Genomic DNA, 17785 nt, shown 5'->3' with positions numbered 1-17785 from the left:
GGGGTTGCCCCACGTGAAAATAGCTCGGTGCCAGGTTTTTTATTACTAATCTAATCAAAAATGCCTCCTTTACTCATCTACAGGAGGCTTTCGGTTAGTAGATAATTATAGCAAATTAGTCTTTAATAATTCCCAATCAGTCTCTGTTTCAAAGAAAGAACTTATTTTTGCATCTACTTGAGGTAGTATTTGCTTTGTTCTATCCAAAGATAAAGGTGAAGCGTCTAAGTCGATTACATTTTGCGAATGTGAATATTTCACCAAAAATTTTGTTGCTTGTGTACTACCGCAACATAAGTCGATAATTTTTGTATCTGTAGTGAATTGTTAAACCACACAAAGCTAGTTGGCGAAATTTTACCTCACCGCTATGCTTAAAGCGGTTACACGAGTATGGAATCATACAGCCACTGGTAACTGTAACTCTAATCTCTTAAATATAGGTGCCATTACTTCTTTCCTTTTAGTTAACTTATATATTTAGATCAAGATATTATTGTTAACATTAGTAAAAAGCTGAAAAGATTGGGGGATTGTTACTGCTATGGGTCGTGTAGGCGTATTACTACTCAATCTCGGTGGTCCGGAGAAATTAGAGGATGTAGGACCGTTTTTATATAACTTGTTTTCTGATCCAGAGATCATTCGCCTACCTTTTCCCTGGTTGCAAAAGCCCCTAGCTTGGTTTATTGCCTCACGCCGTACCAAAAAATCTCAAGAAAACTACCGCAAAATAGGGGGTGGTTCCCCATTGCGACGTATTACTGAAGCCCAGGGCGAAGCTTTAAAAGAACAACTGCACTTTTTGGGACAGGAAGCCAACATATACATTGGTATGCGTTACTGGCATCCTTATACGGAAGAAGCGATCGCTCGCCTTAACCAAGACGGTATCGAAAAATTGGTTATATTGCCACTTTATCCCCAATTTTCTATCAGTACCAGCGGCTCTAGCTTTCGGCTTTTAGAGATAATTTGGCAACAAGACCCAAGACTCCAGCGAATTGAATATACCGTTATTCCCTCCTGGTACAAGCAACCAGGATATCTTCAAGCAATGGCGGCACTGATAGCTCAAGAACTTGATCAACTGCCCAATGCAGATGAGGCTCATATATTCTTCAGCGCTCACGGAGTTCCCAAAAGTTATGTTGAAGAAGCAGGTGACCCTTATCAGCAAGAGATTGAGGAATGCACCTATTTGATTATGCAGACACTCAATCGTCCTAATGCTCATACATTGGCTTACCAAAGCCGTGTTGGCCCTGTAGAATGGCTGCAACCCTATACTGAAGATGCCATCCCAGAACTAGCAGAAAAAGGCGTAAAAGACTTGGTTGTAGTGCCTATAAGTTTCGTATCTGAACATATAGAGACGCTCGAAGAAATTGACCTTGAGTATCGAGAAATTGCAGAGGAAGCAGGAATTCATAACTTCCGTCGCGTACCTGCTCTTAATACTCATCCAGTATTTATTAAAGCGTTAGCAGACTTGGTAGTTGATGCCCTCAAAGCTCCCAGTATTAAGCTTTCGCAAGTCTACCAAATGAAGAAAAAAGTCAAAATCTATCCACCAGAGCGTTGGGAATGGGGAATTACTACAAGTGCAGAAGTGTGGAATGGCCGCATTGCCATGCTTGGTTTTATTGGCTTGATGATTGAATTAATTACTGGACATGGTCTATTACATATGCTTGGGATTTTGTAGTCAAGTGTAACAAAAGACCAATGACTAAAAAACAAAAGCCAATAGAAGAAACAGTGCTCCTTTGGGAGCGCCGTTATTGGTTTTCTCTAATCAAGTCAAGTACTCATATAAAAACAACCGAATAATTTTGGTTGCTGTCCGGAATGTTGCATTTGGGCTTTGTAGTTTCCAATAACACGACGCGATGGTCGTTATAAACATAAATCTCCTATTTCAAAAGCGTTATTCTAAACCTCACCACACTGCTAAAACGGTGTGGTTTCATATTTTAGTGGGAGCGATCGCTCAGTTCTCTTCATAATCAAAAGAAAACTTGGGGCAAGCGTGTGATTAGACTTGTTGTCATGCAATCAAAATTGGTCAGTATCCAGAAAAATTCTAAATATCCTTTCTCGCTTTGTGAAATGGAAATCCGATTTCTAAACTCCCAGGATGTCGTCGTTTACCGTGACCTGCGTCTCCAAGCATTGAGAGAGTCACCGACGGCTTTTGGTTCCAGTTATGAGCAGGAATCCTGTTTTTCTTTGACCGACTTTGCTGCCAGACTTCGCCCTCATGATGATTCTGCCAATGGCATTTTCGGTGCTTTCGGCGACAGAGATCGACTTATTGGTATGCTCGGCTTCTCACGCGAGAGCCGTTTGAAGCGTGCTCACATTGGTTCTCTCTGGAGTATGTATGTTTTGCCTGAGTTTCGCAGGCGAGGTGTTGGAGCCGCGCTTCTTGATGAGGCATTATCCCATGCCCGACGACTTGGTTGTCTGCGACAGATAGTCCTCACGGTCACTACAAACAATTTAGCAGCCTGCTCTCTTTATAGGTCACGGGGTTTTGAGCGTTTTGGCTTAGAGCGTAATGCTTTATTTATTGATGGTACATACTTTGATGAGGAGTATCTCGTATTACACTTCAACCATGATACCTAACAACTCCGTTGCACACCGATTATGTACAAAGATTAAAGATGTGGAACACTGTAATTTAGCTCTTATAGCCTAACTGACATACAATTCTAATACTTTAAATATCTTCATCTTAAAATATAAGTAGAATTTTAGCTAATTTCTACCTCGCTGTTGCATTTCTTGCTGGCGCATAGGCATAGCGTCAATTTCATCAAAAATTGTTGTTGCTTCGACTGGTACAGTGTCACGGCGCTTAACACGACCATCTTTACCCACTAAAATGACGCGAAAATCCTCTTTACCAATTCCAAAGCGATCGCGCAACTTGGCAGTCGAAGATTCGTCTATTTGCTCTTCGTTCGCATAATTATTACCTACTGCTAAAACTTGAACTAGCACTAAGTCTCTTTCTGCAAAACCAGCTTTGTACTCAGAAAAAAGTTGTATCTGTTGCTCATAGGCATTGTTATTGTCAGAAGGAGCGAAAACTACCAGCACACGATTTTTCCACCTTTGGTCAGTTAGGTTAAATGAAGACATTCTTTTGGCATGATTGGGTAAAACTTGGGATGCTCCCGATTGAGTAACTAATGATAGGAGTAAAGACGTTTGCAGGGTAAGGAAAATTAACACTAACTTGTTCAAAATCGAACTATTCCTCCTAGTACTGCTTAAAGTTTTGTAGTTATTTATAGGCATTGCTTCACAGTGCCACTTACTTGTGCCAATTTTCCTCTGTCTTTAGTGATGTTTGTTTAATTTGAAAATAGTTATAATCCAGCTAAAAGTGCGATCGCACTCCTATCAAGCCGACTTTCGCTGCACCTAAACACAATACTGCTTGCACACGGCTGGGACATTGGGAGGAGCAATAGCCCACATCAGAAATACTGACAGTGATCTGCCTTGATCGCTTTCTCTTCCAAGAACCAGAGCGAATCTACGATGCCCTCTGCCTCTGGGATAAACTGTGATTGGGTCACATCGAACGTAGCTGCTGCCAGTTGACATCCATAGAAATGCACATTACCCGTCCGTTTCACCAACTTGATGAAATCATGGATCGCAAGCGGATCACCGTCACGCCGCACTCTGTCTTTGAACCACTCTTCTTCTGTAGCGTGCTGGTGAGCGATTTTGACTGCCTTAGCGCCCTGCTCTGTCAGAACCCGTACTGCCCATAGCACAAACAAAATGTTGACTTCAACACCCTGTTTCGCTGCAACATAAGCAAATGTCAATGGCGTGTAAAGCCGATCATATGCATCATCTCGAATAACAATAGCCATCTTTTTCATGGTATTTTCCTTTAATTGGTCAACAGATATCGCAAATATTTACGATTAACTAAGCAACTAAGCAACGATCGCAAAAAACTGGCAATCAGAGTTGAGTAACATTGAACAGTAGCTTGTCACCCTGAATTGCTCAGGCTTATAGAACTTCTCCAAAGTTGCCTATAGCTGTAACTCTATACTTGACTATTTGCTTTAAATATGCAATGACTAAAATACTAGGATTTTTGACTAAAGCTCCAGGCGATGCCTGCTAGCGTAGCCAGGTTACTTCCACTAGCCCCCATCATCTCTATGGATGTACTTTCAGATATACTGCGGGTCATCCGATTTTCTGGAGTCATTGACCTACGTCCAGAGTTTTCGACTCCCTGGATTATTGAAACCCCCTCCTGCTCAAACTTCGCGCACACGATCCAGTCTGATACAACCCATATTGTTCCTTTTCATATTGTTGCGGAGGGTAACTGCTGGGTAAAAGCTAAAACCGATATCTGTCAAGCACTTTCCCCTGGTGATATCATTATTTTTCCGCACGGAGATGCTCACATTTTGGGCGATCGCCTTGAGGGAGCACCGATGCCGATTGTCGAATTGTTGCCTTCTCCACCCTGGCAAGAACCCCCAACCCTGACCTATGGCGGTGGTGGGAAGATAACTCGCTTAGTGTGCGGATTTTTGCAATGCGAGCAACTGCTACTGCATCCCTTCCTAAAAAGTCTGCCAGGGTTCATGCACATTCAAGTGTTTGCAGATCTGACTACACCGCTTCTGAAAACTGGTGTTCAGTACATTATTCAAGAAGCAGACTGTGTTCAACCAGGAAGTGTGTGTTTATTGACTCGACTGGTGGAACTCATGTTTATTGAAATTCTGCGGAACTATATGCAGAATTCCCCGAAAGAACAAATGGTAGGAGTTCTTGCCTTGAATGATTCAATTATTGGTCAGGCACTGAACTGGATACATACAGATCCTGCTCATCCCTGGACGGTTTCAGAACTAGCCAAACAAGTTGGTGTTTCCCGTTCAGCCTTAGCAAACCGCTTTACTGAACTTCTGGGGCAACCGCCGATGCAATACCTCACCCAGTGGCGGCTTCAGTTAGCAGCTCACTACCTGCAAAATACAGACGAGAGCATTGCCAAAATTGCCAGCCAAGTTGGTTACGAGTCAGAAGCCGCTTTTAATCGTGCGTTTAAACGGTATACAGGAAAGCCTCCTGGGACATGGCGTCATCACTGGGGTATAGTGTAAGCAATTTCATCCTAGTAAGGGTAACAGTAACGAGCTTGTCACCAGCTACCACGTCACGGCTGAAAGTGTTACTAAGAAAAGTTTAGAAAAATAACATTCCTTTTTAATCCAAAACTCTTAAGAATGCTAAGGCGGCTCAGTGAGAAGTATCGCACTTCTATCAAAATACTTTGGCTGTACCCAAATATAATACTGCTTGCATACGGCTGGGAAATTAAGAGGAGCGATCGCCTATCAAATCCTTAGAGAAACAGGGTACGAGCGCGCTTTCTTTCGCCCCTAGTCAGATAATCCAGATTGCGGATCAGCGCCATCCGTGCAAAGGAATGAAACTAAAAATTGTTGCTATTAGAGCCCAATATCTTTTGTATCAACCCATAAACGGTAAGTATAAGGGTGAAACTTGGTACTTGACACTAGATGAAGTTAATAACGACGGAAACTCCAGCTATCTTCAAGAAAGTTGAGTTGCTCTTAATGTGTTACTGCTCTGCAAGAAACTTGTAAATTTCACGCTTTACTTGAACAAGCAGATCGCGTACTCGATTTACTTGCTCTAAATTACCACTGCGTGCAATTTGTGTGACAGCATCATTCAATTGGGTTAAAGTACGCCGCAACTCAATCAATTCAGAAGGCTTGCTTTCCGTAAAACTGTCATAAGTGTTTTTTGAATCAGCCTGTTGGTTGCGATCGCTCAATAATTGTCTACCGCTCTGTGTAATCGTGTAAACACGCTTTCCATCGACTTTCTCACTGGTCAAATAACCACCTTCTTCCAGCATCTGGAGCGTTGGATAGACAGAACCCGGACTAAGGCGGTGAAAGCCTCCGCGACGGGTTTCTAGTTCTTTAATCAGTTCATAACCGTGCTGGGGACGCTCAGATAGAAGTCCAAGCAGCATGAATTTGATGTCCCCACGACGGGTGCGAGGTTCATCTCCCCAGCCATCTCTAGGCGAACCTCTACGTCCATGTCGCCCACTTATGAAAAATTGATTGCCAGATCCAACTCCTGCCCATGCTGGTACGAGATGACGTGGATGAAATTTTCTGAACATATGTAATTCTTGTATTTTTAATATATCACGATATATCGTTAATTAATGAAAATATAACGCGATATATCGAGTTTGTCAATCACAAATTCTACATACTTGCTCAACTGTTGATTGCCCATAAACAATCGGCTTATGTCTGGCAGTTAGGCAAGCAATTTCAAATTACTGTCCTACAGACGACTGAATGCTGAAAACAACCAATGCCCTTAAAGTATGCATCTGATACCATTTCACAAAAAAAGTAGAAACTTTCTAAGATTACTGAGGCTTAAACAAATCATTTCCGATCCAATCAATACGATCATTGGGATTTGGGAAGGCATCACTTCTACAAAGTTTGCAGCATCGTCAATACTTCCCTTGCCGTTGTATCTAGCTTGCATCGGGTAAGGAAATATCGGTCTTGTTCTGACAATTTTTGCATTGTTTCCCGTTGCTTCCTCGGTTGGATTGCTAAAACCACCGCTCGCTGAATCATCAGCCGTTTGGGAGGCAATGATTTTAGTTGGAGGAGTGCCTTGCTCAACCCATGCTACTATCGGTGTGAGCCAATCCACACGGCTGGGACTGGTTCCGCCCTGACAGTGATACACTCCAGGCAGCATAAACAATCTAGCAAACGATTGCACCTTGACAAGACCGCCCATAGTATCTTGAACTGTCTGATAGTAAGCGAGTGTGCCTTGAGGGGGAATCGCTGGATCAGCCCACCCATGATAGAGAATGAGTTTTCCACCACGATCGCGAAACGCTTTGAGGTTAGGATTGGTCGCGTTGTAGACTTTGCCCAGAGGACGTAGCCGATCAAAGCCCTCAACCGTAAATTGCCAGTCTTTGTAAGAGTAAAGATGCAGGAGGACTTTTAGGAAAGGCGAGATATTTCAGATAGCTGTTGGAGATTTCTGCTGCCATTGGTGGCATTCCATCTCTGCCAATACTCAAACCTGCCCACCCAAGTTCTGACCCAATCGTTTGGCTGCCTGGATAAAGTAACCTCCCCTGACGATCCACAGCACCCTGATAGAGTTTATTGACGACTGCAATCTCAGCTGTTGTTAAACAGGTTGCAGTAGCGCGATTGTCAGTACAACGAAGCGATTGGGGCTTCAACGTGCAGACTCTTGGATCGGTGATTTGTCCATCGACTAGACCATCTTTACCGTCACAATTTGCGATCGCCGCCTTATGAATCAGCGCCAGTTTATCAACGGGCAGAATGGGATTTCCTTGTGAATCTTGGTTCGCGCGCCCATTCCACGTTTCGTATTCTCCATTGAGTGGCGCTTGGATGGCAGCAGGTGCGCCTGCAATGATGATGTGGACGCTCCTCAGACTTTCTTCTCTTTGGAGGAGTACGTTAAGGATTACCAAGAAATAAATTATCTCAAAAAAACAACAGACAGTAGTCTTTAATAAAATTCTTTGTTTGATTTTTTCCTATCACAATTTACGTAAGAGAGAACGATTAAGCTATCACGGTATTTATTTGCTAAAGTCACCAGTCCGCGATTAGCCTTGCTTTCCTAAGCAAGAGTTTAAGCACAGTCTCTTCCCTAGAAATAATATCGACACTACCCTCCATTCCCAGTTGAAGCACACATTGGTGTTTACTTTCACCTAGAGAAAGACTTTCTGGTTTAATTGTTATCTCGTAGAAGGCATCAATAGCAGATGTTTTTTGATTAGTAGCTGTGAGCGGGGTGGTGGTAGTACCATTTCTTTGGGGAACGATTGCATCTGGAGCGATCGCCTTCACTTTACCCTTAAGAGTGCCATAATCTGGATAAGGACAGGCAGAAACCCGCATCTGTACATTTTGCCCTTGTTTCAACTTATTTCTGTCTTGAAGCCGTACCATCGCCTTCACCTCCATTGGAGCATTGCTGGGGACAATCTGGGCAATCTCCCCTCCCGCAGATATAGTTTGACCAGGGTTTCGTAGATTTAGCTTGGAGATGATGCCGTCTGCTGTGGCTGTAATCACTGTCTGGCTAAAATCGCTGTTAACTTGTTGAAATTCATGGATATCGCGCTCTAGCTGTTTTTGGATTTCAATCCGTTGCCCGATCAGAGCAAGACGTTCTTTATCTAACGTCGCGATCGCGGCTTTTCCCGTAGCTTTTTCTTGGGCAAGACGCTCAGAAGCGATCGCAACTTCTGCATGACTAGGATTGAGAGCAGCTCGAACGCGCTGCAACTTGGCTTTAGCTGACTCAACTGCTGATGAGTGCTGGCGAACGGCTAATTGTGCTTCCTCAAATTGGTCTTGCGACAAGGCTCCTACTTTGGCTACACCTTCGTACCTGTTTCGTTTGGTTTGGGCTGCTCTAAAACCAGCCATCGCTGCTTTGACGTTTGCCTCGGCTTCTTCAACATCAGCAGTAGTAATAATTTGCTTGTCCCGATAGTCTCGGCTGCGGTGCGAGAGTTCAAATTCAGCCGCAGCAACAATGCGCTCAATTCGGTCAGTTTCGGCTCCCCTTTGGCGAGCGATCGCGCTCACTTGAGCATCGATCTGAACCAGTTGTAATCGACTCTGCTGAATGTTACTTTGCAGTTGGCTCCTTTTAGTTTGCAACTTCGAGTGATCAATAGTAGCAATCACATCCCCTTTGTTGACAACTTGATTCTCTACAATAAAGACTTGCATTACCTGACCGTCTGTAGCAGCTTGAACCATTCGCAATTCCCCAGCAGGACGAACAGTAGCCTGTCCTTTGACTGTCACCTTATATTTAGTTACAGAGGCAGTGGGAATGGCTAGTCCGACAGCACAGACAATAACTAATGCACTTATAGTAGTCCAACGACCAATTGGTGGCAGAAACTCGTTGTCTTGGATTGGAGGTAGGTAATCGGAGTTGGAAAGGTTAAGCATGATAGTTTTATTTGCTGATAGCAGGAGATTTACCGTTCAGCTGAGAGTTGCAGGATGGCAATATCAAGCTAGTTGTTGATAAAACAACGCCGTCGAGGAAGTCCAAATGATCGCCAGATACTTGCCGTAGAGTTTCAGGAGTCCCTTGAATTTTCAAGTGTCCTTCCTCCAGTAGTACAATCCAATCTGCTCGTTCGATCACTTTGGGACGATGGCTAATTAAAATTGTGGTTTTACCTTCTCGATGAGAAAGCAGTCTTTCTAGAACTTGGGCTTCACTGACTGGGTCGAGAGCGCCAGTCGATTCATCTAAAATTAGTACGGGTGGATCGGTAACAATGGCTCTGGCGATCACTAATCTTTGCTTTTGACCACCAGAGAGATTCGCGCCAAATTCACCTAAAACAGTTTGATACTTGTCGGGTAATTTACTGATAAACTCATCTGCACCAGCAATCTCGCAAGCTGTGACAATTTGTTCAAACTGAATCTGGGGATAGCTAAAGCGGAAGTTTTCAAGAATTGAGCGACTCCAGAAATGAGGTTCTTGAGGAACTAACACTACCTGTTGTCGTAAGCATTCCAAGGAGAGGTCTTGCTGATTATAGATCCCATAGCGGATGTTGCCAGACTGAAGCGAATATAGGCCAGCCATTATTTTGGCTAGGGTGCTTTTACCACAGCCAGATTTACCAATTAAGGCAATGGTTTGACCGCCTGGGATAGTGAGGGAAAAATCTTGCAGCAGGTCAACTCTACCTGCATGGTGGAAATTGAGGTCAGTGCAAGTAATATCTGCATTGCCAGGAATTTCTGTCCAAGGCTTTTTGAAATCTTTTTCATCTTCTGGGGTAGCATCAATCACTTCTGTCAGACGTTGGATGACAATCTGGGCAGTGATAAACTCATCAACTAAGCCGATGACGGAACTCAAAAAGCCGAGAAAGTTGCCACTCATACCGCTAAAGGCAAGCAACTGACCAGTACTTAAGGTGCGATTAATTACTAAATAACTGCCCAACCAAAGTAAGGCAACACTAGTGCAACTGGAAAAAATACTAGTGATTGTGCCACTGTAAAGCCCTAGCTTCATCGTATTCCAGCCCAAGTTAGCCAGGCGACCATAATTTGTTTGATACTCTTGCCAAGCTTGGGGTGTGGCTTGGGTAGTTTTTAGCACCTGTACGCCGCGAAAAGTTTCGACGAGAAAGCCTTGGTTTTCTGTACCTAAAACGATTTGACTGCGGGTTTTGGCGCGCAAAGCCGGGAGAAACAGCAGGTTGACTAAAGTGACAATTATAAAAGCAGCCAGGGAAGCTAAAGTTAATCCCCAACTATAGAAGAGCATAAATCCTAAGGAAACTAAAGCGATAAAGAATTGGCTGGGTAAACCCAGGACAACCTCGGAAACTAGCTCATTGATGCGATCTACATCGGCAATACGGCTGACTACTTCCCCACTGCGTCGCCCTTCAAAATACGAAAGAGGCAAGCGCAGGAGTTGTCGTCCGTATTCTAGAATTAGTCCTAATTGCAGCCGTTGACCAAAGTGACCGATTAAGTGAGACTGGACTAAAGCGATCGCACTGCTAAATAAATTCATAGCGATCGCCCCAATTGCAACCACAGTTAACAGTTGGGTATCTCCCCGCACCAGCACGTCATCGGTGAGCAGTTGCATCATTAAAGGAGAGACAAGGGAAAGTAGCCCGATGGCAATGTTAATTGCAATGGCTTGGGCGAGAATGGCGCGATAGGGCAAAACTCGCTTCAGATAACGTCCAAAACCACCAACTTTATCTTCTGGTTGCTCGTAAAAACGGCTGTCATCTGGCATCAGTAACAGCATCACACCATTACCCCAACCTTCAACCAATTCCTTGCGGGTCAGATACCGGATGCCTACAGCAGGATCGGCAATTACATATTTTTTCCCTTTTTGCCCGTACAGAACTACCCAGTGATAGCCTCTCCAGTGAATGATTGCTGGAAGAGGAGCTTCATTGAGTCTGTCAATGAGTTGAGGAGTAGCTTTAACTTGGCGAGCATTAAATCCTATTGTTTCTGCACCTCGGCTCAAACCCAGTAGAGAAGTACCTTGCGCTCCAGTGCCAACAGCTTCTCGAATGCGACAAATGGCAAAGGTGCGTCCGTAGTGTTTGGCAATCGTGGCAAGGCAAGCCGCACCACAATCTTCTTCACTGTGTTGCAGAACTATTGGGTATTTCATCATTAGAGCTTTTAATAGAGAAAAAAAGCTCGAAGAGCCACGAATTTATAATAGACTTGTTGCATAATCGCTGAGAACACCTGCTATGTATTGGGTTCATGTAGTTTTAGATACTATGTCGCAACAAGTCTAATGTCTTCAGGTTGTTAGCTCAACAAACTAAGTAGTTGGCTCTTCGAGTTGTATGAAGCCAGGAAAAACTAGCCGGAGAGATTCAAGTAAATCTACTTGAGATTTAATTACTAGGCGATGCGAAAGATGTCAATATCACCTCTATAAGAAGTCCTGGTATCAGGTAGAAATGTATACCGACCATTGGATAAATTGCGTCTGCGCAATTGGACTCCTGGACGAACATCATAGTCAAAAGCAACTATTCCTCCTCGTGTAGTAGCCCAACTTGCAACTGAACCAGGGTTCAAGTAGCGTAATCTTGATCCATCAACCGAGTAAGGTATCCGAGCGTTTGTCCGGTTAGAAATGGTAAATCTCTCTAATGCTCCCCCACTAAGTGCTTCAGCATCTTTTTTATTTAAATCAACAAATAAGTCTTGATTAGCAGAAGTACTTTCAAGCATTTTGTCAATATTCGACATGGTTTTTCTCCTAATATTCAAGTGAATCAAAATACCTAAAACTATCAATTAGTTTTAGGTTGGACTTCGCAATTTAGAAAATAGTTGAGATTGCTTCAAAGACATTTTGTTTTTGATAGTAAAATTACTTATTATCATTAAAAAACAAATTGTCAGATGAACAATCTATTGTTTAACTTGGAATTAATTCTTATTTATTAACTCCAACTTGATTTCACTTTAGACGATTAATGATTAACTATGAAACTGAGAAATAGATGACTTTATATTGACTTATTACTGACTTGTAAAATATATTTTTAATTTATCTTGAAAGAAAAATAAAAACTGATAAACGATTGAGTTGTTATTGAATTATTACTGCCTACACAACTATTATCTTTCCTAGACATATAGATTTAAGTTGTATTTTTAGACACAAAAGCTTTACTGAGAAAAAGAATTAATTATTGCTATGTCATTTATTATATGTGCTTATTATTACAACTAAGAGGAACTCAAATTTCTTATTTGATACTGAGTGATCACTGACTTGCAAAATTATCTTACTTGCTGTTTTAAAATGTGCATAGCGTTGTATAGAATGAGCCATGCCAAACTCAAGAGGACTCAAAGTTCGCAAAGAGTATATTCCACAAGTTAGATCTGCTCAGAAGCGTAGTCACTTTGTAAGTCAAGCACAATTAGCAGAAGCAGTAGAAATTGCTCTATGTACTGTCCAAAGATTCTTGCATGGGAAACCTGTTGATAAGGAGATTTTTCTGAAAATCTGTGAAGCGTTAGGTCTACCATGGGAGAAATTTGCTGACTTGGATGACACTTCTATTGACCCCAAACCACTCGTACAAAAGTTTAGTGTCAGTATTAGGGATCTCAGTAATCAAGCTGCACTATCTTGTGCTCAACAATTACATGAAGCTTTGGAGACAGATGGACAAGCAGTATTAATAGCTGATAGCTGGTTACAATGTAGCGACGAAGAACTAGAGCAATACGAGTGTTTCCTGCTGCTAGTTTCCAAAAACTCAGTAGCAGACATCATTATGAAAGAAGTGAAACGGGTTCGGCAGTTGTGTAATACTCAACCTAACAAAATTCTTTTACTTATTCATATTAAAGAATCAATAGCCTTACCGCTTAACCATCCTCTACATAAAGAGCTTCAAGGCATTGAACATTCAGAGTGGCAATCATCAACTGATTCTCAAACCCTGGTAGTAAAAATTATAGAATTGCTGGAGAGTAAATCAATATTTACAGATGATTTAGAAGATTTAGTAAATAATGTATCTAGGCTAGAACTTACAAGTAATTGGTTACTAACTTATGTTGGTGAAAATCCATTGTATAAGTTAAATGATTTTATTATTGACTTGAAAAACAAAGAAAATCGTCGAATTCAATCTGGATATTCTTACTGTGGTGTAGGTCCCACTCGAATGTGGAATAATGCCTGCTATGACCCTGCTTACCATATGCTAAATAATATTCAAAGATTTCCTCAATATGCTAGAAAGCTTACTCATTTAGTCGATAAGAATTGCTATAACTTCGTTAGTCTTGGTGTGGGTGAGGGAACTAAGGATAAAGGTATTATCTCAGATTTCTTCAACGAAGATGGCAACACTCAGCCCCGTGACAATTTTTTATATGTTCCAGTTGATATGAGTCGCGAAATGTTAAGAGTAGCAATTGGAGCAGTTCAAGAGTTACCAGTTCATCGTCGCATTGCTATTCAACGGGACATTGAAACTCAAGATGGTATGACAGAGATTGCTCAAATTGCCCAAATATTTGGACAACAACAACCCATAATGTATGGGTTTATTGGTAACACAATCGCTAATGTTGAGAAACCGAAGCAAGTTCTTGATAACATTGTGCGAGTTATGAGAGATGATGATCTACTACTTTTTGAGGTTCAGATTATTGACCCTTACAAACTAGAGCCAAGAAATTTTCAGAGAACAATAAGTTCTATTCAAGCAGAGTATGAAAATATCTCCTTTCGGAAGTTTGCATTTAGCGCTCTTCTACAGAACGCTTTTCTAAACCTGACTCCGATTGAGAGGGATGATTTCTATACAGTTGAGGTATCCTCGAACGATTGGCAGAATTATGGTCAGGTAATACAAATTGATTGTTTTTTTGAAAATAAAAGCACCAAGCCACTTCACATAATACTTGCAGAGGAGGAAAATATAATATTAAATCCACAAGAAAAAATCCGCCTTTATCGGTCTCGAAAGTTTCTTCAAAGCACTCTTCACAACTTTATTGAAGCCAGGAGTCTCAGAATTATTGGGGAGGAAATGTATTTACATGAAGAGAAAGGGACTGGTTTTGTAGTAATGATGCTCGAACGACAAAAGTAATTTTCATCTCGTAAAATGCTGATTCTGCTAGGTTAATCAAAATCAGACAACAAATGAGCAGATGAATGTGAATTACTCACCTGCTCACTAGGCAATTTAGGGAGAAGCGTTATTGACTAACCGGCATGGGCAAGCTCTTTAGCAATATTCTGGGAATGGTTCACTGCTTGAGCAAACTCATTTAGAACATCTTTTAATCTTTGCTCAATTTCTTCATCAAGTTGCACGCTACCATCAGCTTGAATTTGAATTTGTTTATCTACAGCATAGACTGTACTCAATATGTGCCGCGCACCTAACTCAGATAACACAGGTTTCAAGGCATACTCAACTGATAATAAATGAGCAATTGTTCCACCTGTTGCTATTGGTAGTACAACTTTACCCGCCAATGCTTTTTGGGGTAATAAATCTAGAAATGCTTTAAGTACGCCTGTGTACGCTGCTTTATATATGGGAGTAGATATAATTACTCCACTTGCCTTTGCTAATAATGCTTTTGGTTGTTCTAATGCTGGACTATCATAACGTCCAAATGCCAAATCTTGTGCTGGTAAATCCCGTACAGAAATAATATCTGTCTGTAAATCTTGCTGTAAAAGAATCTTGCTAGCATATTCTAAAATTGCATAGGTTCTGGAAGGATGGGAAGGGCTACCAGCGATCGCTAAAATATTAGTCATTTTGATTAAAAACCTCTTTAATCTACAGTTGCAATTGTCTTTTCTTTAATTTGCTGTTTCGGAAATTCTCGGTTAGCCACAATTTCGCCAAAAGGACTTAGTACTTGTGGTTCCAATATTGGCTGATTTTCCAGAGGCAAACGCGGGAAGAGTAATTCTGCAACTCGATATGCTTCTTCTAAATGGGGATATCCAGAAAAGATAAAAGTATCGATACCCAATTCGCTATATTCCTGCATTCTTTTGACAACGGTATCAGGATCGCCTACCAAAGCAGTTCCCGCACCACCCCGCACTAAACCAATTCCTGCCCACAAATTCGGACTGATTTCCAAAGCTTCGCGACTGCCGTTGTGTAAGTTTTGCATTCGCTGTTGTCCTTCGGAATCCATACGTGAATAAGCTTGTTGGGCTTTGGCGATCGCCTCTTCATCCACGTAACGAATTAAATCATTAGCTGCATCCCATGCTTGGCCTTCAGTTTCTCGCACAATGACGTGTAAGCGAATACCGAAGCGTAATGTTCTGCCTTCTGCTTCTGCTAACCGCTTTACAGAAGCTATCTTTTCAGCAACTTGTTCTGGTGGTTCGCCCCAAGTTAAATACACATCTACGTGTTTAGCGGCAATACGCTGGGCAATGGGTGAAGAACCTCCAAACCACAATGGTGGATGAGGTTTCTGTACTGTTGGAAAGAGCAGCTTACCACCTTGTATGTTGAGATAATCTCCCTGGAAATCTGCAATTTCCCCTGCTGCAATCTGCCGCCACACCGTCAAAAATTCATCTGTTAATTCGTAGCGATCATCATGGGAAAGATGCAAACCATCCCCTGCCAATTCTACAGGATCGCCACCCGTGACGACGTTAATCAGTAATCTTCCACTGGATATGCGATCAAATGTTGCTGCCATCCGTGCCGCTACCCCCGGTGACATCAACCCCGGACGAATTGCCACCAAAAATCGCATTCTTTTAGTATGCGTTACTAGAGTTGATGCCAAAATCCAGGCGTCTTCACAAGAACGTCCTGTAGGTAGTAATGCACCCGTAAAACCCAAATGATCCAAGGCTTGGGCAATCTGCCGCCAGTAATCAAAGTTAACTGCCCGCCCGCCAATGGCAGTACCAAGATAACGCCCCTCACCGTGAGTTGGAATAAACCAAAGTAGCTGCATGATGTCTATTCAGAGTCGCTGCAAAATTTCTCTGCTTTTTTATTACGGTAAATCTATCTGTATACCGTATTATTTATTTCACTTCAGAGTATCGCATAGGTAACTAAGTTAACGCAATATATTTACAAAACTAAATACAGTTTATCTATCGTTTTACAGTAGTTTACTTGTTGTTATTTTTAAAATCGTGTGACATACTCGATATTAAATACACTATTCCGACTGACTTACAGTATTTACAAATCCTAGTGATTAGAAATCGCGCGGCAGTTGCGACAATGGAGAGTTTCCCCCATTGTTACAATTGCCATTCAGACTTCTAGTCTGTGGGAATTTTTGGTGTGAGGAATTAACTAATGATAAAAGATTCACAAGGACTAGCAGTCACAACCGATTCACCAGACGCGATCGCAGCCATTAACCGCTTTATTGATCGAGCGCTTTTTTATGGCAAAGATGCAGAAATAGCGATTTTGCAAGCAATTACAGCAGATCCAACTTGTGCTTTAGCCCATGCCTATGCTGCTGCTTATTATCTTTCTCAAGAAAACAGGATAGCTTGGCAGCAAGCCGAAGCCCATTTGCAAGTAGCCCAAAAGAATATAGCCAAGATTACTAATAGAGAACAGTTATATGTGCAAGCAATTTTAGCTTGGGCAAACAAAGAAATTGATGTGGCGATCGCTCTCCATGAAGAGATTACCAATAAATTTCCCCGTGACTTGATATCAGTACAGCAAGGACAGTATCACTATTTTTACTTGGGTGACAAAGAAAGATTATTGCAAATTGCCCAAAAGGTTCTACCTGGCAATCTTGAAAACCATTATCTATACGGTATGGTTGCGTTTGGTTTAGAACAGTGCCACGAGCTAGCAGCAGCAGAAGCAATGGGACGTAAAGCAACAGCAATGAATCGCTACAATCCTTGGGCGCATCATGCCGTTGCCCATGTTTTGGAAACTCAAGGGCGAGTAGATGAAGGTATCGCTTGGATGGAGGCTTTTGCTGATACTTGGGAAAACTGCAACTCTATGCTGTATACCCATAACTGGTGGCACATTGCCCTGTATTATTTAGAGCGAGGCGATACAGAGAAAGTCTTGACACTTTACGATACCCATATTTGGGGACGCGCCAGCAAACTATCTCCCAAAGATCAAGTCGGAGCAATTTCACTTCTATTACGACTAGAGTTACAAGGTGTGAATGTGGGTAGTCGCTGGCAACAATTGAGTAGCTATCTTTATCCTCGTATTCATGAACACGCTCTACCTTTTCAAGACTTGCATTACGTCTATGCGATGGCTAAAGCTGGACTTACTGACTGGGTAAACCAGATGTTACTGAGTATGGAACAATATGCTTTGAGTATTAATCCTTTTCTACGACAAGGCTGGTTAGAGGTAGCAATTCCCGCAGCTAAGGGAATGGTTGCTCATGCCAAAGGTGATTTCAACACAGCCATAGCGCAACTCAAACCAGTTTTACCACGCTTGCATTCTGTTGGTGGTAGTCATGCACAGCGAGTTTTGTTTAAGCAAGTTTATCAAGATGCACTATTGCTGGCGCAAAAGCGGAGTTGGATTTATGGCATTACTGCTTGATAGGGTTGTGTT

At 42.1% G+C, this 17785-nt stretch carries 15 protein-coding genes and 1 pseudogene; 5 read left to right on the top strand and 11 right to left on the bottom strand.

Features of this window, described 5'->3' with window-relative positions:
- Window positions 1-171: 171 nt before the first annotated feature.
- Window positions 172-407 (bottom strand): annotated as a pseudogene (locus QUB80_RS35310) (SAM-dependent methyltransferase); the annotation flags it as partial.
- A gap of 137 nt (window positions 408-544) precedes the next feature.
- Between QUB80_RS35310 and hemH the strand changes: the two are divergent.
- Together hemH and QUB80_RS25935 are read left to right on the top strand one after the other, a co-directional pair.
- The gene (gene hemH, locus QUB80_RS25940) at window positions 545-1708 is read left to right on the top strand and encodes a ferrochelatase (protein ID WP_289792359.1); all 1164 of its coding nucleotides are present in this window, start codon (window positions 545-547) and stop codon (window positions 1706-1708) included.
- A 344-nt stretch (window positions 1709-2052) separates the two neighbouring features.
- The gene (locus QUB80_RS25935; RefSeq protein WP_336622349.1) at window positions 2053-2634 is read left to right on the top strand and encodes a GNAT family N-acetyltransferase; all 582 of its coding nucleotides are present in this window, start codon (window positions 2053-2055) and stop codon (window positions 2632-2634) included.
- A 132-nt stretch (window positions 2635-2766) separates the two neighbouring features.
- Here QUB80_RS25935 and QUB80_RS25930 read toward each other — a convergent pair whose 3' ends face one another.
- Together QUB80_RS25930 and QUB80_RS25925 are read right to left on the bottom strand one after the other, a co-directional pair.
- A complete protein-coding gene (locus QUB80_RS25930) occupies window positions 2767-3258 on the bottom strand; it encodes a DUF4174 domain-containing protein (RefSeq protein WP_289792358.1) in 492 nt (163 codons plus the stop codon).
- A gap of 236 nt (window positions 3259-3494) precedes the next feature.
- Window positions 3495-3911 (bottom strand): DsrE/DsrF/DrsH-like family protein, encoded by a 417-nt coding sequence (locus tag QUB80_RS25925; RefSeq protein WP_289792357.1) that lies wholly within the window; start codon window positions 3909-3911, stop codon window positions 3495-3497.
- A gap of 291 nt (window positions 3912-4202) precedes the next feature.
- Here QUB80_RS25925 and QUB80_RS25920 point away from each other — a divergent pair, with 291 nt between their 5' ends.
- The gene (locus tag QUB80_RS25920) at window positions 4203-5165 is read left to right on the top strand and encodes an AraC family transcriptional regulator (protein ID WP_502875329.1); all 963 of its coding nucleotides are present in this window, start codon (window positions 4203-4205) and stop codon (window positions 5163-5165) included.
- A 482-nt stretch (window positions 5166-5647) separates the two neighbouring features.
- On the opposite strand, the gene QUB80_RS25915 is transcribed toward QUB80_RS25920, so the two are convergent.
- The 6 genes from QUB80_RS25915 to QUB80_RS25890 form a co-directional block, all read right to left on the bottom strand.
- On the bottom strand, window positions 5648-6226 hold the full coding sequence (locus tag QUB80_RS25915; protein WP_289792355.1) for a PadR family transcriptional regulator: 579 nt from the start codon (window positions 6224-6226) through the stop codon (window positions 5648-5650).
- A gap of 230 nt (window positions 6227-6456) precedes the next feature.
- Window positions 6457-7080 carry a tannase/feruloyl esterase family alpha/beta hydrolase gene (locus QUB80_RS25910; RefSeq protein ID WP_289792365.1) on the bottom strand — a complete coding sequence of 208 codons (624 nt, stop codon included), beginning with the start codon at window positions 7078-7080 and terminating at the stop codon, window positions 6457-6459.
- Window positions 7040-7597, bottom strand: a complete 558-nt coding sequence (locus tag QUB80_RS25905; RefSeq protein WP_289792354.1) for a tannase/feruloyl esterase family alpha/beta hydrolase — start codon at window positions 7595-7597, stop codon at window positions 7040-7042. Before QUB80_RS25905 ends, QUB80_RS25910 begins: the two co-directional genes overlap by 41 nt.
- A 124-nt stretch (window positions 7598-7721) precedes the next feature.
- A complete protein-coding gene (locus QUB80_RS25900) occupies window positions 7722-9104 on the bottom strand; it encodes an HlyD family secretion protein (RefSeq protein WP_289792353.1) in 1383 nt (460 codons plus the stop codon).
- A gap of 7 nt (window positions 9105-9111) precedes the next feature.
- Entirely contained in the window at window positions 9112-11334 is a 2223-nt protein-coding gene (locus QUB80_RS25895) for a peptidase domain-containing ABC transporter (protein ID WP_289792364.1), read from the bottom strand.
- A gap of 242 nt (window positions 11335-11576) precedes the next feature.
- The gene (locus QUB80_RS25890) at window positions 11577-11930 is read right to left on the bottom strand and encodes a hypothetical protein (RefSeq protein ID WP_289792352.1); all 354 of its coding nucleotides are present in this window, start codon (window positions 11928-11930) and stop codon (window positions 11577-11579) included.
- 590 nt (window positions 11931-12520) lie between these two features.
- Here QUB80_RS25890 and QUB80_RS25885 point away from each other — a divergent pair.
- A complete protein-coding gene (locus tag QUB80_RS25885; protein ID WP_289792351.1) occupies window positions 12521-14305 on the top strand; it encodes an L-histidine N(alpha)-methyltransferase in 1785 nt (594 codons plus the stop codon).
- Between the two features lie 116 nt (window positions 14306-14421).
- Here the strand turns inward: QUB80_RS25885 and ssuE are convergent, their stop codons facing one another.
- A complete protein-coding gene (ssuE, locus tag QUB80_RS25880; protein WP_289792350.1) occupies window positions 14422-14988 on the bottom strand; it encodes an NADPH-dependent FMN reductase in 567 nt (188 codons plus the stop codon).
- 17 nt (window positions 14989-15005) lie between these two features.
- A complete protein-coding gene (gene ssuD / locus QUB80_RS25875; RefSeq protein ID WP_289792349.1) occupies window positions 15006-16166 on the bottom strand; it encodes an FMNH2-dependent alkanesulfonate monooxygenase in 1161 nt (386 codons plus the stop codon).
- 356 nt (window positions 16167-16522) lie between these two features.
- Between ssuD and QUB80_RS25870 the strand changes: the two genes are divergently transcribed.
- Window positions 16523-17773 (top strand): tetratricopeptide repeat protein, encoded by a 1251-nt coding sequence (locus QUB80_RS25870; protein ID WP_289792348.1) that lies wholly within the window; start codon window positions 16523-16525, stop codon window positions 17771-17773.
- The last annotated feature ends 12 nt before the right edge of the window (window positions 17774-17785 follow it).

Origin of the sequence: Chlorogloeopsis sp. ULAP01 (assembly GCF_030381805.1) — a bacterium.
Taxonomy (GTDB): domain Bacteria; phylum Cyanobacteriota; class Cyanobacteriia; order Cyanobacteriales; family Nostocaceae; genus Chlorogloeopsis.
Note: the sequence above shows the minus strand (reverse complement) of the source record. Positions and strands in the feature narration are given on the sequence as shown.

What these genes read in the sequence shown, in the direction of transcription:
- ssuE (WP_289792350.1), bottom strand. Translation starts at nt 14,988, where the DNA reads ATGACTAATATTTTAGCGATCGCTGGTAGCCCTTCCCATCCTTCCAGA.
- QUB80_RS25870 (WP_289792348.1), top strand. Translation starts at nt 16,523, where the DNA reads ATGATAAAAGATTCACAAGGACTAGCAGTCACAACCGATTCACCAGAC.
- hemH (WP_289792359.1), top strand. Translation starts at nt 545, where the DNA reads ATGGGTCGTGTAGGCGTATTACTACTCAATCTCGGTGGTCCGGAGAAA.
- QUB80_RS25900 (WP_289792353.1), bottom strand. Translation starts at nt 9,104, where the DNA reads ATGCTTAACCTTTCCAACTCCGATTACCTACCTCCAATCCAAGACAAC.
- QUB80_RS25925 (WP_289792357.1), bottom strand. Translation starts at nt 3,911, where the DNA reads ATGAAAAAGATGGCTATTGTTATTCGAGATGATGCATATGATCGGCTT.
- QUB80_RS25935 (WP_336622349.1), top strand. Translation starts at nt 2,053, where the DNA reads ATGCAATCAAAATTGGTCAGTATCCAGAAAAATTCTAAATATCCTTTC.
- QUB80_RS25915 (WP_289792355.1), bottom strand. Translation starts at nt 6,226, where the DNA reads ATGTTCAGAAAATTTCATCCACGTCATCTCGTACCAGCATGGGCAGGA.
- ssuD (WP_289792349.1), bottom strand. Translation starts at nt 16,166, where the DNA reads ATGCAGCTACTTTGGTTTATTCCAACTCACGGTGAGGGGCGTTATCTT.
- QUB80_RS25920 (WP_502875329.1), top strand. Translation starts at nt 4,203, where the DNA reads ATGGATGTACTTTCAGATATACTGCGGGTCATCCGATTTTCTGGAGTC.
- QUB80_RS25890 (WP_289792352.1), bottom strand. Translation starts at nt 11,930, where the DNA reads ATGTCGAATATTGACAAAATGCTTGAAAGTACTTCTGCTAATCAAGAC.
- QUB80_RS25885 (WP_289792351.1), top strand. Translation starts at nt 12,521, where the DNA reads ATGCCAAACTCAAGAGGACTCAAAGTTCGCAAAGAGTATATTCCACAA.
- QUB80_RS25895 (WP_289792364.1), bottom strand. Translation starts at nt 11,334, where the DNA reads ATGAAATACCCAATAGTTCTGCAACACAGTGAAGAAGATTGTGGTGCG.